The sequence below is a fragment of the Nocardia flavorosea genome, assembly GCF_015477805.1.
Lineage (GTDB): Bacteria > Actinomycetota > Actinomycetes > Mycobacteriales > Mycobacteriaceae > Nocardia > Nocardia flavorosea_A.
Window position 1 is genome coordinate 595,309 of the sequence record NZ_JADLQL010000004.1, and the last position, 12,908, is coordinate 608,216.

A 12,908-nucleotide genomic window follows, 5' to 3' on the forward strand; every position below is an offset into this window, starting at 1 on the left:
CCGCGCTCAGCCCGGCGCCGTTGCGCGGACTCGGGCGAGCTGCTCGATATCCCGGTTCCCTTCGTCGTACAGGACTCGCACCCGCGACGATGAAATCCGCCACGAACCGTCCAGGTAGGTCAGGCCGAAGGTGTAGTGGCAACCGATCGTCCAGAGTGGGGCATCCTGGTCGGCGACGAGATGGGTGACGCGGGCGTGGAACCGAGCGGTGGCCGACTCCTGAGATGGCCGGTCGACGACGATCGGCCCGAGTAGATGGTGCGTCTCGTCGAACCCGGGCAGGAATTCGCGCAGTCCGGTGACGAAGGCATGCGCGGAGAGTCGCTCGGGACCACCCTGCTTAGAGGGGTAGTCGACGTCGATATGTTCCGCGGTGACGGTGTGGACGGTCGCCCAGTCCCGGTCGTCGAGGGCGTGGAAGAGTCGTGCGACGACCTCGGCGATCTCGGTCTTCTGCGGCTCGGGCTCGGTAACCATGGGTACCTCTCTTGCTGGATGGTTTGGCACCGGACGTGTGTTGGCGATGGATGATCACCGTCAACGAAGCTAGGGAGGCATGTCGTGGCTCACCAAACAGTGAGGGATCCGGCACTCGAGGTACAGCGACGCTGTCCGGTCCCACTGCCGGCGTCCGGCAGCCCGGGATGCCCGATCGAGACCGGGATCGAGTTACTGCGCAAGCGGTGGTCCGCGCATCTGCTCCTGGCCCTGCTCCACGGGCCACGCAGCTATCAGGAGCTCTCCGCAGACATTCCCGGAATATCGGACAAGGTGCTGGCCGAGCGGTTGGCCCTGCTCACCACATCCGGCATCGTCGACCGGGACCGCCGGGCAGATTTCCCTCCGCGCGTCCGGTACTCGCTCAGCGGACGCGCCACCGGACTCGTGCGCGTCCTGGAGTCCCTGCGGAGCTGGGATGACACCGATCACGACGACGGGTGAGTCGTCGTCTTTCCATGCCTCCGCCGGTCACCGTAAGACCCCGAAGGCCGGCCCCATGCGACTGCCTCACCGACATCAACGTCCTGCCCCGCAACGCCCTACGGTTCGCGGCGGTAGTGGCAAGCGCACCGCGGCGACGCCTACTTCCGAGAACGCAGTCAGCGCGGCCGGCTGTCCTGATCACTCCCACAGTGCACAGTGGTGTCCGGCCTTCATATCGACCTGCCGGGTGCTGCCGCCGAATCTGATCGCGGCGTTGTGTTCGTCCATCGGGGGCCAGTGGGGGCGGTCGGCGCCGTTCGGGTCGGCCGACCGGATGAACACGGTCCAATAGCCGACGAGAAGATCGGCGAGTGCCTGTTGTCCGGGCGTGAGCGCGGGACCGGTGGGGAAATCGAACAGGTAGTAGAGGTCGGAGCCGTGCGCGGTGGCCGGTCGGACGTGAGGTGGCAGCGGCGTTCCGGCGGGGGTCGGCGCGGAATCGTCGGCGAAGATGTAGGCGTAGGTGGGAGCCTTGGTGCTGTGCTGCCGGGCGGATCGCCAGGACGGGCAGATCCAGTCGTAATCACTGAATACCCGCCCGGCCGCCGCGGTGGGTGAGGTGAACTCGGTTGCCGGATAGCGTTGTTCGACGTCCGCGGCCGCGGGCCCGAAGGCAGTTTGCAGCAGGGCGGAATACCGGTCGGCCGTGAGCGGTTCCGGATAAGCGGCCATGGTGAATTCTATGTGCTCGTTCGGCGGTATTGCCTTGGAGGAGTGGGACGTCGGCTTGATTTCCGGTGTCGAATACGCGTGCCGGTTCATCGGGGACGAGTTCGGTGCCGTAGGCCAGCAGCGGGAATCCGCCGGTATGCGGCAGCAGAGCCTGCGCCGGTAGGTCCCGCAGGCATGCCACATCCGGGCAGCCCAATCGGCCGGCCAGGTACCGGCCCGCGAGCTGGATGGTGTCCAGTGGTTGCCATGTCGAGATGGCGCCGACCGCCGCACCGAACGCTCCCGCGGGGTGGCTGGTTCCGCATGAACCGCTGGCGACGATCGCCTGCTGGAACAGTCCGCGAGCCGGGGGTGCGGTCAGCAGCGTGCAGGCGCTCATGGCGCCGGCCGAAGCACCCGCCAGAGTGACGCGGCCGGGGTCGCCGCCGAAACGGGCGATATTGTCACGCACCCAGGACAGGGCCGCGATCTGGTCCTGTAGCCCGAAGTTGCTGCCGCGGAGTTCGGGGTGGGCATAGAAACCGAACACGCCGAGCCGGTAGTTGACCGTCACGACCACGAGGTCGCCGGTGCGTACCAGCCGGGCGGGATCGTAGATCGAACCGGCGCCGGTGACGAAACCGCCGCCGGGTATCCAGACCAGGACCGGCCGGCCCGCCGCACCGCTGTCTCCGGACGGGGCTGTCACGTCGATAGTGAGACAGTCTTCGCTCTGGTCGAGGCCCTGCGGCATCTCGGGTGCCTCCGGCTGCAGGCAGACCGGGCCCGAAGTCGCCGCATCCCGGACACCGCGCCAACTCTCCGGCGGTTGCGGTGCCTGCCAACGGCGTTCCCCTACCGGCGGTGCGGCATAGGGAATCCCCCGGAAGCGGGCCACTCCATCGGCTTCGGTTCCGCGCACTGCGCCCGTGTCGAGGTGGATCACCGGTGCTCGCGGTTCCTCGCCCGAGCCGGGGGGTGAACCGCATCCGGCCGCCGCGGCCGCCGCCAGCAGCCCGGCGAGCACCAATGCCGCGGACCGGTACCGGATCACTTGATAACGCCCGCCTGCTTGGCCTTGCGGCTCCCCCAACCCGCCAGCGGCACTCCGACGCAGGCCAGCACCACGTACACCAGCAGTTGAACCGGGAAACCGCCGGGCAGCCAGCTCAGCAACCCGGAATTGTCGTGATCGGCCAGCAGCCTGATCGCGCCCTGGGCTCCGAGCACCAGCAGCACCATGCCACCGATCAGCACTGTCACGTAACGCATTCGCCCTCATCTTTCGCCTTCGGACCCGATTCGGCCCGGGAACCCACGCGCCGGATACGACGCGGCACCATCTTTATGGTTCGATTGAACCATAACATCGTTGATACGATCGCACCACAACGGATTGCCCGGCCGAAGGACCGAACGACAAAAGGAACCCCGTGCCCCGACAGGTCGACCACGCACTACGCCGCCGCCAGATCGCCGAGGCGGTGTGGCGGCTGGCCGTCCGCGGCGGACTCGAGCAGGTCACCCTGCGGCAGGTGGCGGCCGAAGCCGGAGTGTCCGCGCGCCTGCTGCAGTACTACTTCGGCACCCGCGACCAACTGCTGCTCGGCGCACTGGAAATACTCAACAACGACGCCGAAGAACAGGCCCGGGATCGCATGGCAGCCCTGGGCGAGGATCCCGGCATCCGCGCGATCGTGCGCGGCGTACTACTGGAAATGCTTCCGCTGGACGAGGAACGACGCAGCAGACATGTGGTGTACGCGGCCTACTTCGTCCGCTTTCTCACCGAACCCGAGCTCGCCGCCGTGGCCCGCGCGGCTCCACCGGCACTGGCCGATCTGGTCGCCGACCTCCTCACCCGGGGACAAGCTCTCCGGCACGTGCCCCCGGGAATCGACGCAGCCGGCGAAGCCATGTTCCTGACCGCGGCCGCGGAAGGATTACAGACCCGCCTCCTGCTCGGGCAACTGAGCCCCGAGCGCGCCCTCGAACTGATCGACGCTCAACTGGACCGCATATTCACCGCACCCGGCCCTCACCTATCCGAGTCCACACCGATTGTTCGACACCACGGCCGGCACGAGGCCAGCGCGCCACACAGGCCATAGCGGCGACGTATCCGTCACGGCTTCGCGCCGACCGGGTACGGAGTCGTCGGATTCTCCAGCCGAAGGGAGCAAGGAATGCCGAATATGCGCCAGGCCCGTCTGGCGGATCACCAGACGATCGTCGAATGCGTACAGCAGTGGTGGGGAGACTCACGCACGCCGGAACAGGCCCGCGAGCTTTCGCTGCTACTACCCAAGTTGTTCCTGCAGTTCTTTTCCCGCACCAGTCTCGTCCGGGAGGACGGCACCGGAATCACAGCGTTTCTCGTCGGCTTTTACGCCGCCGACAACGAGGACGAAGCCTATATCCATTTCATCGGGGTCGACCCGCGGTTACGCGGGCAGGGGGTCGCGCGCGCGTTGTACGAGGAATTCTTCCGGCGCGCCGCCGAGGGCGGCCGCCGGGAAGTGCGTGCGGTCACCGCGCCCACCAACACCGGATCCATAGCTTTCCACCGCGCCATGGGTTTCGAGCTGGAAGCAGGTGATCGGGAGTGCGGCGGCCTACCGATCCACACCGATTACGACGGACCTGGACAGGATCGTGTGTGCTTCCACCGCATGATCATCTCCCCCGGGCAGGAAGCGACGTAGCACGACCGGGTGCCCGGAGCTCGAGGAGCGCTGCCGCGCGCCCCCGCTGCGGCCGTCGGCGGGACACCGCGAAGCGCCCGGCCGACGGCGCTCGGTTCACCAGGCCACGAGAAGTTTCTCCGGGCCCCGCACCAGCAACCCCGACTTCCACGGGACCTGATCCTCCGGCACCGCGAGCCGCAGCCCCGGGAACCGTTCCAGCAATGCTTCCATCGCGACTTGCAGTTCGATCCGCGCCAGTTGCGCGCCGAGGCAGTGATGCGCCCCATACCCGAACGCGATATGCGGATTGCGCTGCCGGGTGAGATCGAGTGTTTCGGGATCCTCGAACACTGCTTCGTCCCGGTTGGCGGACTGGGTGTGCACGAACACCGCGTCTCCTGCCCGCACCGTGACCCCGCTGAGCACCACATCCTCGGTCGCGATCCGCGGCTGCCCACCCCCGGATCCGAGCTGGGTGTGGCGCAGCAGTTCCTCGACCGCGCCCGGGACCAGCTCCGGGTCGGCCTGCAACTGGTCCCAGTATTCGCGCTGGGTGAGCAGGATGTAGGTGAAGTTCGCGATCTGGTTGGCGGTGGTCTCGTGGCCCGCGATGAGGATCCCGACCCCCAGGTTCACCAGTTCCTTCTCGCTCAGCCGGTCCTCGTTGTCGCGAGCCGCGACCAGGGCGCCGAGCAGGTCGTCGGTGGGGTTTTCCCGGCGCTGGGCGACCTGCTCGGCGAGATAGCCCTCGAGCGAGGCCCGGGCGGCTTCGATCTGCTCGCGGGTGTAGGCGGTGGTGGACAGGATCGCATCGGAGAAATCCCGGAAACGATGCTGTTCCCGGGCCGGTACGCCGAGCATTTCGCAGATCACGGTGACCGGCAGCGGCAGCGCCAGGCTCTGCACCAGATCGGCGGGGGAACCGGCCTGCTCCATCGCACCTAGTTTCTCGTCCACGATCTGCCGGGTGCGCGGGCGCAGTTCCGCCACCCGGCGGCCGGTGAATGCCTTGGCCACCAGTTTGCGCAACCGGCTGTGCTCGGGCGGATCGAAACTCAGCAGCGAATCGGCTTGCGCGGGCGCAGGAGTGGCGCGCGGGACGTCTTCGCGGCCGACGGTCGCCGCGCGGCTGAACCGCGGATCGCCGAGCACCGTGCGCACGTCGTCGTAGCGGGTGACCAGCCAGCCTTGGCCGCCGTAGGGCAATTCGACCCGGCTGACCGGCTCTTCGCGGCGCAGTTCTGCGTAGAGCGGGTCCATATCGAGACGAGTCGGTGCACCGAAGGGGTAGCGGCGCACCTCGGTGTTCACGGTCATGCGATCTCCCTTCCGCGGCGTCCGGCGACCGGACGACCGACCATGTAAGCAGTTGCTTACTTAGCCAGAGTAAAGGTGTGCGGGATCACGCGTCAACGACGCAAAGCCGTTATTCCGGAGGGAATCCCGGATCATTGCGTTCCAGCAACACACCCGCCGCACGCAGCACATACTCCGCTATCTCCGCAGGATCGGCCCCGGCCAGCGGCTCCCGGCGCAGCACCGAACGCACCATCCCGATACCGAGCAACCAGGCCAGCAACAGGTCGGCACGTAACTCCGCGCCCGCGCCATCGGTGAGCGACGACAACGCCCGGATGTACTCCTCCCCCAGTTCCCGGCGTATCACCGACGCACTCGCCTCGTGCCCGCTCGACCGCAACGCCGCCTGCAACCAGCTCCCGTGCGCCGCCGCCGCACCCGGCTCCAGCGCCTGCTCCAGCAACCGGGCCAGCAACGTCTCCACGGACCCGGATTCCAGCAGCGACCGGCCCCGATCGGTCATCGTCGACCGGAACAGCTCATCCTTGTTCCCGAAATACCGGAACAGCAGAGCCTGATTCACCCCCGCCCGGGTCGCGATATCACGGACAGTCGCCCGCTCGTAGCCCCGCTCCGCGAACAATTCCCGCGCCGCCTCCAGAATCGCGGCCCTGGTCGCCGCGGAATTCCGCCGCCGGCTCGCCGGCTCGTTTCCGCCGGTCATCCGTCCTCCGATCCGCCGCTATCCGGACATGCAGCGTAAACACATCCCGGATCGGGATAAAACCGGCAGCCCCTACCTCACCACAGCACGCGATCAGGACCGCTAGATTCTCACGGCCGCTCGGCCCGGGAACGATCCGGCGGCCGGTCAGCCCCGCAACATCTCCCTAGCCTCCATCAGCGCGAACCCGAGAAGGTTCAGCCCCTTCCAGTCGGCCGGGCTTTCGATTCGAGGATCGTCTGCGGTCAACCCGATCCCCAGATCCGGTCCACCGGGCTCGCTTCCACCAACACCCGGTTTCCGGTGTGCAGCAGGAATCGACGCAAATCCTCATGCTGACCGAATTTCGCCAGGTTACCGTTCACCACAATGCCGAACCGGTGCCGTTCCCACGTCTCGTCGGAGAACCCGCGGATACTGCGCCCCAATTTCTTGGCCGCTCCCGGATGCTGCGCTGCCACAATCTTTTCCGCAAGATCGTGGTCATCGAAAAGCAACGCCTTCCGCCACATCATGTAGTGCTCGGCTGTCGCAAAATCCACGCCGTCGACGGTGAACCGCACCGGCCACCATTGGCTCAGACAATTCGCACCGACCCTCCCATCCGGACGCGGTTGGTGCCCCCAGAAGGGCAGATACTTCACCCGTTCACCATCGGATGCGGCGATCAACTCGCCGACACTGCGCGCTTGCATTCGACGAGTCTGTCCCCAACTCGCCGGAAAAGCACCAGGTTTTCGCCGCGACCGAAGCCGTGCGGTCAGCGCCAGTGCACGTCACCGACCGCAGCGGCTTCACCGCCGCCATCGGCGAAAACGATCTGACCCGTGACGAACCGGTTGTCCGCACCGGCCAGCCAGCAGATCAGCTCGGCCACCCATTCCGGCCGGCCGGGAAATCCCCCGAACGGTTGCGGAGCGGCGGATTCCACCGCCTCCCGGGTGGCCTCATCGGCGAAAATCCACGCGGCGGCGGGCGTATCCACCACTCCCGGCGCGACGATATTCAGCGCGATCCCCGCCCCCGCCCACTCCGGTGCCGGCGCGACCGTGCGCACCCACCGATTCAATGCGCGTTTCGCGACACCGTATCCACCGGCCGGCCCGGCCAGAGACGGATCGGCATCGAGATAGGCGACCGCCGCGGCCTCGTCACCGTCGAGACACATCTGCACCGCCCGCTCATCCATCGGGGACAGTGCCGACGTGGACGATACGGCCACGGCCCGCGGCGCGGGGCTCTGCGCCAGCAGGGGCCGCAGCCCTTCCAGGGTCGCGACCGCGCCGAAGAAGTTCGTTTCCAGCAGTCCGGTCCGGCCGCCACCGGCGACGGCGAGCACGGCGTCGATCGGACCCCGCGCGGTGACCTGGTCCACCAGCGACTTCCGGCCGGCCGGAGTCGACAGGTCGGCCCGGATATCCGCGTCGTCGATATCGCAGCCGATCACCTGCGCACCGCGTTCGCGAAGCATGGCAGCGGTCGCGGCACCGATACCGGAGGCCGAACCCGTGACCACATACCTACGTCCGGCAGTTCCTGGATACATCGTCTCCCCACTCACTGTTTACGAGCCAAGCCGGCCGATATGAGCTGATCCCATACCGACAGTTCACGCGCCGCCGAACCGATACTGCTCATCGGCAAATCGGATTCGTCGATGGTATCCGGCCGCCACAGCACCGCCGGTACGATTCCCGGTTCGAGGATCTCCAGATCGCCGAACAGCCCCCGGATTTCCTCGTCGGTGCGCCACCGCCCACGCCCGAACGTCGACTGCAGTTTCTGTTCCGCCGCCTCGGTCTCCGCATTACCGCCGGACCGGAAATGGGAAATGAATACCTGGCTCCCCGACGGAATCCGATCGCACCAATAGGAAACGACACCGCGCGGATCTTCATCGTCGTTGAGGTGGTGCAGGATCGCGCTGAACACCATCGCCACCGGCTCGTCGAAATCGATGAGCCGGCGCACCTCGGCATTGTTGTGGATCTTCTCCGGTTCGCGCACATCCGCCCGGACCACCGTGGTGCGGTCGTCGGTGGCCAGCAGCGAACGGCCGTGCGCCAGCACGATCGGGTCGTTGTCGATGTAGACGACCTTCGCCCCGTCGACGTATCGCGCCGCCACCTGGTGCACATTGTCCGCGGTCGGCAGCCCACTGCCCAGATCGATGAACTGTTTCACCCCGCTGCGGGCGATATCCCGCACACCCCGCACCAACGCCTGCCGGTTCCCGAAAGCAATGGCCACCGAGCCGGGCAGATCGACCTTGAAATGGTCACCGATCTTCTGGTCGACCGGGTAGTTGTCCTTCCCCCCGAGCAGATAGTCGTACACCCGGGCGATACTCGGTGTATTCGGATCCACCACGCCCGCACTGTCGTTCATCACGCTCTCCCATCAACCGAGCCTCGCGCACTCATGGTATGCAGCCGCGCGAACCTCTGTCCCCGCAACCACAAATGCCCGCCCCCACCCGGCGGTCCGCACGGATTCCTGGGATCTCGACCCCTTCCGACCCGACTCATCCCCGCCCGGCTCCGGATAGACAGATGACGCCCAACGCCCTCCATAGCATTCTGTGTCCTGTGACGAGCGAGACAAGCGGCTATCCGGCGCCGGAGCAAGCTCCCCCGCCTCGTGGGCTGGGCGGACGATACCGGACAGTCGGACAAGAGCCGGATCCGTAAGCGAATCGACCTGGTGCTCCGGTCCCGTCCCGCACAGTCCAGCGAACCCGCCCTTGGCCGAGCTTCGAATCCGGCGTTCCCAGCTTTGCGGCTGACAGCGAATCCGGGCTCGGCGAACATTACGAAGGGTAAGATTGTTCATCGCGGTCTAAACGAACCCGGACTCGATCAGTTCGAAACCGTTGCGCCGGACCCGGTGCCGCTGTCCGGACCCTCCGGCGACCCGGCACCAGCTGTCCACGACCAGTTCGTCGGCGTCGTCGGCGAACTCGATGGCGAAACCCCCGTACATTCCGGGGACCGGGGCCCACATCCGGTCGTTGCCTTCTTCCAGCAGCGGGCCCAATTGCGGCGGCCGGTACCGAGCTTTGCGGCACAGCTCATAGACCCGGCCGAGGATGAGGGCGTGTAGTTGCGCCTCGAGTTGGGCCAGGACGGCCGACGCGGTGGTGCGGTGCAACCGGGGTGTCAGCGAGCGTTGAAGGTACTTGTCACCGGAGGCGGCAGCGATATCGGCGGGTGTATCGCCCGCAGAGGTGCGTAAGGTACGCCAGGCACCCAACGCGACCAGACGATCGGCGACCGCAGCGGGTGCACCGTGCCACGCGGCCTGGTGCAGCGGCGCGAACCCGGACGTGCCGCCGACCCTGGTCGAGTTCCCATACTCCGGCTCGGTCATCAGCGCGAAGACGCGGTCCCACTCACCGTTTCGCGCGGCGTCGGCGAGCTGATCACGATGTGCGACCTCGTTCTCGTAGAACGATTCACGGCTCTGGGCCCCCTGCCAGATCAATTCCATCCGCGGAGCGTAACGCCCGGCGCACAGATCAGGTCAGGCGTAGGGCGGTGAGCTTCCAACCGGTTGCGGTGCGCTCGACCCGGCCGGCGAGGGCGAGCCGCCGGGGGCCGCGCTGGTACATGGCTATCAGCTCGAACGCGTGGTCGTCGGCCGGGAACAATTGGAACTTGATGAGTACTGCGGCGCCCAGTGCCCGGCTGGGGGTGTGATCGCCCGCGACCAGAACACCGACCGTGTGCACCAGCGCGGACTCGCACAGGGTGTTGAGCTGCGCCACCGGGCGGCGGCGGTCCAGGACCTCCAGGAGAATCCGCAGAGCCTTTGCGACGAACTCCCGTGCTTCGCTCGGTTCGGCGCGATCGCCGACTGTATGCGCGACGCGGTGCGCACGCCGGATCCCCGCCGGTGCGCTGCGATTGGCGCGCAGGGTTTTACGGTCGATACGAGAACGGCATTCGCCAGGTTGTGACGCGGGTGCGCAGGTCGCCACCGGGGCGGGTGAGACGGCATCACCGGCCCCGTCCTGCGTCGGCCCCGGCTCGCGACCGCTTCTCCGTGTTCTCGCCCGCACCGGCGGGGGCTCCGTCGACATTGATGCCGGCACTGCCGTCCCGGGCGATAGCGTTCGCGACGATGGCAGTCCAGATGATCGAGTTCCAGCCGGCAGTGGCCCATCCGATAACCCACCGGACGGCTCCGTCGACGGTTCGAAATCGGGAACCCGATACAGAATCGGCCGGCCATCACGCATTCGACACCCCCTCCGAAAGCGGAACACTCCACCCGCGTTCCGGTCGCGCCAGCATTGCATCGATGGATGCCGAGGTACAGAGATACCCGGGGCCTTCTCGCGAAATCACCGTCAGCACGGCGTTTCTCGTGACGGCGGGCTTTCGGCGCGTCGTGCGCCGGTCGGTGGTGTCGGTATCGATTGCTAACTTGGATCGCTACGTCCGATCGCACCTTGATACCGGGAGATGTTTTGCTCGGCCATTCCCATGCCACCAGTGGCGCCTTGGCATTCGCCACTGCCGCTACCGTCGTACCCGTCCCGGTGATGGAATTCGTGCGCGGGCCTGTCGATGTCAGCGCGCTCGAATTGATCCTGGGTGCGTTGATCACGGCAGGCGCGGCACTGCTTCCCGATATCGACCATCCGGGCGGCACGATCGGGGATTCGCTGGGACCGTTGAGCAATGCGGTGGCAAAGGGGGTCGCAACTGTCGCCGGTGGGCATCGCAAGGGCACGCACGGGTTACTGTTCGTCCTGCTCGCCGGCTGGGCGACCTGGGCAGGCGTGCACTATCTGGGCAGATATTTCACCCTCGGCGTCATCTTCGTCATGCTCGCCTTCGGCATCCGGGCCCTGCACCTGACACCGCGCGGCGATTCCTTCCGCGCCTGGGGCCTGTGCGTCCTGCTGGCCGCGGGCGGCACGGTGCTGATGGACCGCTGGCTCCCGGACTCCCCGTACTGGCTCCCGTTCGCCATCGGCCTGGGCGCTCTCATCCATATCGTCGGCGACTGCCTCACCGACCGCGGCTGCCCGCTGCTGTGGCCGTTGAAGCCGCGCCTGGCGGTCCCGATCATCTCCCGCACGGGGAACAAAGTGGAGACCTGGGTCCTCACCCCGGCGATGGGCCTTGTCACGATCGCTCTTTTCTACCTGTACGCAGTACCCCAGTAACGCCGGTAAACAGGTCCTCCCTGAGGCTTTTGCCATAGCCTTCAGGTATGACCGAGGCAGCGGAGGACCGATATCCCCCACAGACGGGGTTCGCGGCCAAGCTCAATTGGCTTCGCGCCGGAGTGCTGGGCGCCAACGACGGGATCGTATCGACCGCGGGGCTGGTGGTGGGGGTCGCGGCAGCCGCGTCCAGTACCAGCACGATTCTCACCGCCGGAATCGCCGGGGTCAGCGCGGGCGCGATCTCCATGGCCGTCGGCGAGTACGTCTCGGTGAGCACCCAGCGTGACGCGGAGGCGGCGCTGCTCGCGCAGGAATACCGGGAGTTGAAGGAAGATCCCGCGGACGAACTGGCCGAGCTCACCGCCATCTATCACGCGAAAGGACTGTCCGCCGAAACCGCCCGGCAAGTGGCCGAAGAGCTGACCGCCTACGACGCGTTCGCCGCCCACGCCGAAGCCGAGCTCGGCCTGAACCCCGACGAGCTCACCAATCCATGGCATGCGGCGTTCTCCTCGGCAGTGGCCTTCACCCTGGGTGCGCTACTACCCCTGCTGGCCATCCTGCTGCCGCCGACCACGGCGCGGATCCCGGTCACCATCGTCGCGGTGCTGATCGCACTGGCACTGACCGGTTCGATCAGCGCCTGGCTCGGCGGCAGCAACCGGCTGCGGGCGGTGGCCCGGGTAGTATTCGGCGGCGCGCTGGCCATGGCCGTCACCTACGGCATCGGCCAACTGGCCGACGTCGCCGGTATCTGACGAAATTTAAGTCGCACAGCCACTCGGCGGGTGGTCAGTCCTACGATGAAGGTGCAGTTCAGGGATAGCCGGGGGCGGCCCTGCGTTGAACTTTAAGTCAGCCATCGTAGCTGCGGGGCAGCCACCATCGGACCACGCCGCCCAGTGCCGGGCTGGGGTCTTTCGCTGCCTTGACTTGGCCGTACAGTGTCGAACCGGTCCGGCTGGACCATCCGTCAGCGGTGGGCAGCAGCGGCTGGTCTCCACCGTTCGGATCGGCGGGCAAGATGGTGAACTCGATCCACCATTCCGGTGAGGAGGGTTGCCGAAGGATGCGCTCGCCGGCCTGCCGGTAGCCGGCGAGCAGGCGTGTCGCGGAGGCGTCGTCGGTGGGCGTCAACTCTGGAAATCCATTCTCACGTGATTGATCTCGCCCTTGTCGACCAGGGCCTGGAGTTCAGGGGTCAGAGTAGTGGCATTGTCGGTGATGAGCACGAACTCGTAGCCGTTGGCCTGGCAATACGCCAGGTCATCTCGGATCTGGCCGGTGAGTGCCTGCCGCTGGAACCCTCCGGTTCCCGGACCTCGCCGACAGCCACGATCAAGTCCCGAACTCAGCACCGGACGTCCGATGCCGACGCTGTTGT

18 protein-coding genes are annotated in these 12,908 nt (G+C 66.8%); 5 read left to right on the plus strand and 13 right to left on the minus strand.

Annotated features, from left to right (window positions below; translation table 11 throughout):
- Nucleotides 1–6: 6 nt before the first annotated feature.
- Nucleotides 7–477 (minus strand): nuclear transport factor 2 family protein, encoded by a 471-nt coding sequence (locus IU448_RS21230; protein ID WP_195057384.1) that lies wholly within the window; start codon nucleotides 475–477, stop codon nucleotides 7–9.
- 84 nt (nucleotides 478–561) lie between these two features.
- Here IU448_RS21230 and IU448_RS29080 point away from each other — a divergent pair, with 84 nt between their 5' ends.
- Nucleotides 562–942 carry a winged helix-turn-helix transcriptional regulator gene (locus IU448_RS29080; protein ID WP_195057385.1) on the plus strand — a complete coding sequence of 127 codons (381 nt, stop codon included), beginning with the start codon at nucleotides 562–564 and terminating at the stop codon, nucleotides 940–942.
- A 180-nt stretch (nucleotides 943–1,122) separates the two neighbouring features.
- On the opposite strand, the gene IU448_RS29085 is transcribed toward IU448_RS29080, so the two are convergent.
- Genes IU448_RS29085 through IU448_RS21245 form a run of 3 tightly spaced genes read right to left on the minus strand, consistent with a single transcriptional unit; the run spans nucleotide 1,123 to nucleotide 2,907 of the window.
- The gene (locus IU448_RS29085) at nucleotides 1,123–1,611 is read right to left on the minus strand and encodes a carboxylesterase family protein (RefSeq protein WP_324188666.1); all 489 of its coding nucleotides are present in this window, start codon (nucleotides 1,609–1,611) and stop codon (nucleotides 1,123–1,125) included.
- Complete coding sequence (locus tag IU448_RS21240) at nucleotides 1,508–2,689, minus strand: carboxylesterase family protein (RefSeq protein WP_195057386.1); 1,182 nt, start codon at nucleotides 2,687–2,689, stop codon at nucleotides 1,508–1,510. The genes IU448_RS29085 and IU448_RS21240 overlap by 104 nt, the downstream gene beginning before the upstream one ends.
- Nucleotides 2,686–2,907 (minus strand): hypothetical protein, encoded by a 222-nt coding sequence (locus IU448_RS21245; protein WP_195057387.1) that lies wholly within the window; start codon nucleotides 2,905–2,907, stop codon nucleotides 2,686–2,688. The genes IU448_RS21240 and IU448_RS21245 overlap by 4 nt, the downstream gene beginning before the upstream one ends.
- A gap of 161 nt (nucleotides 2,908–3,068) precedes the next feature.
- On the opposite strand from IU448_RS21245, the gene IU448_RS21250 reads away from it, so the two are divergent.
- Nucleotides 3,069–3,746 carry a TetR/AcrR family transcriptional regulator gene (locus IU448_RS21250; protein ID WP_195057388.1) on the plus strand — a complete coding sequence of 226 codons (678 nt, stop codon included), beginning with the start codon at nucleotides 3,069–3,071 and terminating at the stop codon, nucleotides 3,744–3,746.
- 75 nt (nucleotides 3,747–3,821) lie between these two features.
- Nucleotides 3,822–4,340 carry a GNAT family N-acetyltransferase gene (locus IU448_RS21255; RefSeq protein ID WP_195057389.1) on the plus strand — a complete coding sequence of 173 codons (519 nt, stop codon included), beginning with the start codon at nucleotides 3,822–3,824 and terminating at the stop codon, nucleotides 4,338–4,340.
- 96 nt (nucleotides 4,341–4,436) lie between these two features.
- On the opposite strand, the gene IU448_RS21260 is transcribed toward IU448_RS21255, so the two are convergent.
- The 7 genes from IU448_RS21260 to IU448_RS21290 all read right to left on the minus strand — a co-directional run bounded on the left by IU448_RS21260 (nucleotide 4,437) and on the right by IU448_RS21290 (nucleotide 10,324).
- Nucleotides 4,437–5,639: a cytochrome P450 gene (locus IU448_RS21260; protein WP_195057390.1), complete on the minus strand. Its 1,203-nt coding sequence runs from the start codon at nucleotides 5,637–5,639 to the stop codon at nucleotides 4,437–4,439.
- Between the two features lie 109 nt (nucleotides 5,640–5,748).
- Complete coding sequence (locus IU448_RS21265; RefSeq protein ID WP_195057391.1) at nucleotides 5,749–6,345, minus strand: TetR/AcrR family transcriptional regulator; 597 nt, start codon at nucleotides 6,343–6,345, stop codon at nucleotides 5,749–5,751.
- A 245-nt stretch (nucleotides 6,346–6,590) separates the two neighbouring features.
- Nucleotides 6,591–7,040 carry an NADAR family protein gene (locus tag IU448_RS21270; protein WP_228813688.1) on the minus strand — a complete coding sequence of 150 codons (450 nt, stop codon included), beginning with the start codon at nucleotides 7,038–7,040 and terminating at the stop codon, nucleotides 6,591–6,593.
- Nucleotides 7,041–7,105: 65 nt separating this feature from the next.
- A complete protein-coding gene (locus IU448_RS21275) occupies nucleotides 7,106–7,891 on the minus strand; it encodes an SDR family oxidoreductase (RefSeq protein ID WP_228813690.1) in 786 nt (261 codons plus the stop codon).
- Between the two features lie 11 nt (nucleotides 7,892–7,902).
- Nucleotides 7,903–8,733, minus strand: coding sequence for an SAM-dependent methyltransferase (locus IU448_RS21280; protein WP_195057392.1), 831 nt, complete (start codon nucleotides 8,731–8,733; stop codon nucleotides 7,903–7,905).
- 450 nt (nucleotides 8,734–9,183) lie between these two features.
- Nucleotides 9,184–9,834, minus strand: coding sequence for an ankyrin repeat domain-containing protein (locus IU448_RS21285; RefSeq protein ID WP_195057393.1), 651 nt, complete (start codon nucleotides 9,832–9,834; stop codon nucleotides 9,184–9,186).
- A 28-nt stretch (nucleotides 9,835–9,862) separates the two neighbouring features.
- A complete protein-coding gene (locus tag IU448_RS21290) occupies nucleotides 9,863–10,324 on the minus strand; it encodes an Rv3235 family protein (protein ID WP_195057394.1) in 462 nt (153 codons plus the stop codon).
- Between the two features lie 492 nt (nucleotides 10,325–10,816).
- On the opposite strand from IU448_RS21290, the gene IU448_RS21295 reads away from it, so the two are divergent.
- Complete coding sequence (locus IU448_RS21295) at nucleotides 10,817–11,521, plus strand: metal-dependent hydrolase (protein ID WP_195057395.1); 705 nt, start codon at nucleotides 10,817–10,819, stop codon at nucleotides 11,519–11,521.
- A gap of 47 nt (nucleotides 11,522–11,568) precedes the next feature.
- Nucleotides 11,569–12,282, plus strand: a complete 714-nt coding sequence (locus IU448_RS21300) for a VIT1/CCC1 transporter family protein (protein WP_195057396.1) — start codon at nucleotides 11,569–11,571, stop codon at nucleotides 12,280–12,282.
- A gap of 97 nt (nucleotides 12,283–12,379) precedes the next feature.
- On the opposite strand, the gene IU448_RS21305 is transcribed toward IU448_RS21300, so the two are convergent.
- A complete protein-coding gene (locus tag IU448_RS21305; RefSeq protein ID WP_195057397.1) occupies nucleotides 12,380–12,661 on the minus strand; it encodes a hypothetical protein in 282 nt (93 codons plus the stop codon).
- On the minus strand, nucleotides 12,658–12,882 hold the full coding sequence (locus tag IU448_RS21310) for a putative toxin (RefSeq protein ID WP_228813693.1): 225 nt from the start codon (nucleotides 12,880–12,882) through the stop codon (nucleotides 12,658–12,660). Before IU448_RS21310 ends, IU448_RS21305 begins: the two co-directional genes overlap by 4 nt.
- Nucleotides 12,883–12,908: the final 26 nt, after the last annotated feature.

What these genes read in the sequence shown, in the direction of transcription:
- IU448_RS21270 (WP_228813688.1), bottom strand. Translation starts at nt 7,040, where the DNA reads ATGCAAGCGCGCAGTGTCGGCGAGTTGATCGCCGCATCCGATGGTGAA.
- IU448_RS21285 (WP_195057393.1), bottom strand. Translation starts at nt 9,834, where the DNA reads ATGGAATTGATCTGGCAGGGGGCCCAGAGCCGTGAATCGTTCTACGAG.
- IU448_RS21255 (WP_195057389.1), top strand. Translation starts at nt 3,822, where the DNA reads ATGCCGAATATGCGCCAGGCCCGTCTGGCGGATCACCAGACGATCGTC.
- IU448_RS21275 (WP_228813690.1), bottom strand. Translation starts at nt 7,891, where the DNA reads ATGTATCCAGGAACTGCCGGACGTAGGTATGTGGTCACGGGTTCGGCC.
- IU448_RS21260 (WP_195057390.1), bottom strand. Translation starts at nt 5,639, where the DNA reads ATGACCGTGAACACCGAGGTGCGCCGCTACCCCTTCGGTGCACCGACT.
- IU448_RS21300 (WP_195057396.1), top strand. Translation starts at nt 11,569, where the DNA reads ATGACCGAGGCAGCGGAGGACCGATATCCCCCACAGACGGGGTTCGCG.
- IU448_RS21280 (WP_195057392.1), bottom strand. Translation starts at nt 8,733, where the DNA reads ATGAACGACAGTGCGGGCGTGGTGGATCCGAATACACCGAGTATCGCC.
- IU448_RS21245 (WP_195057387.1), bottom strand. Translation starts at nt 2,907, where the DNA reads ATGCGTTACGTGACAGTGCTGATCGGTGGCATGGTGCTGCTGGTGCTC.
- IU448_RS21230 (WP_195057384.1), bottom strand. Translation starts at nt 477, where the DNA reads ATGGTTACCGAGCCCGAGCCGCAGAAGACCGAGATCGCCGAGGTCGTC.
- IU448_RS21265 (WP_195057391.1), bottom strand. Translation starts at nt 6,345, where the DNA reads ATGACCGGCGGAAACGAGCCGGCGAGCCGGCGGCGGAATTCCGCGGCG.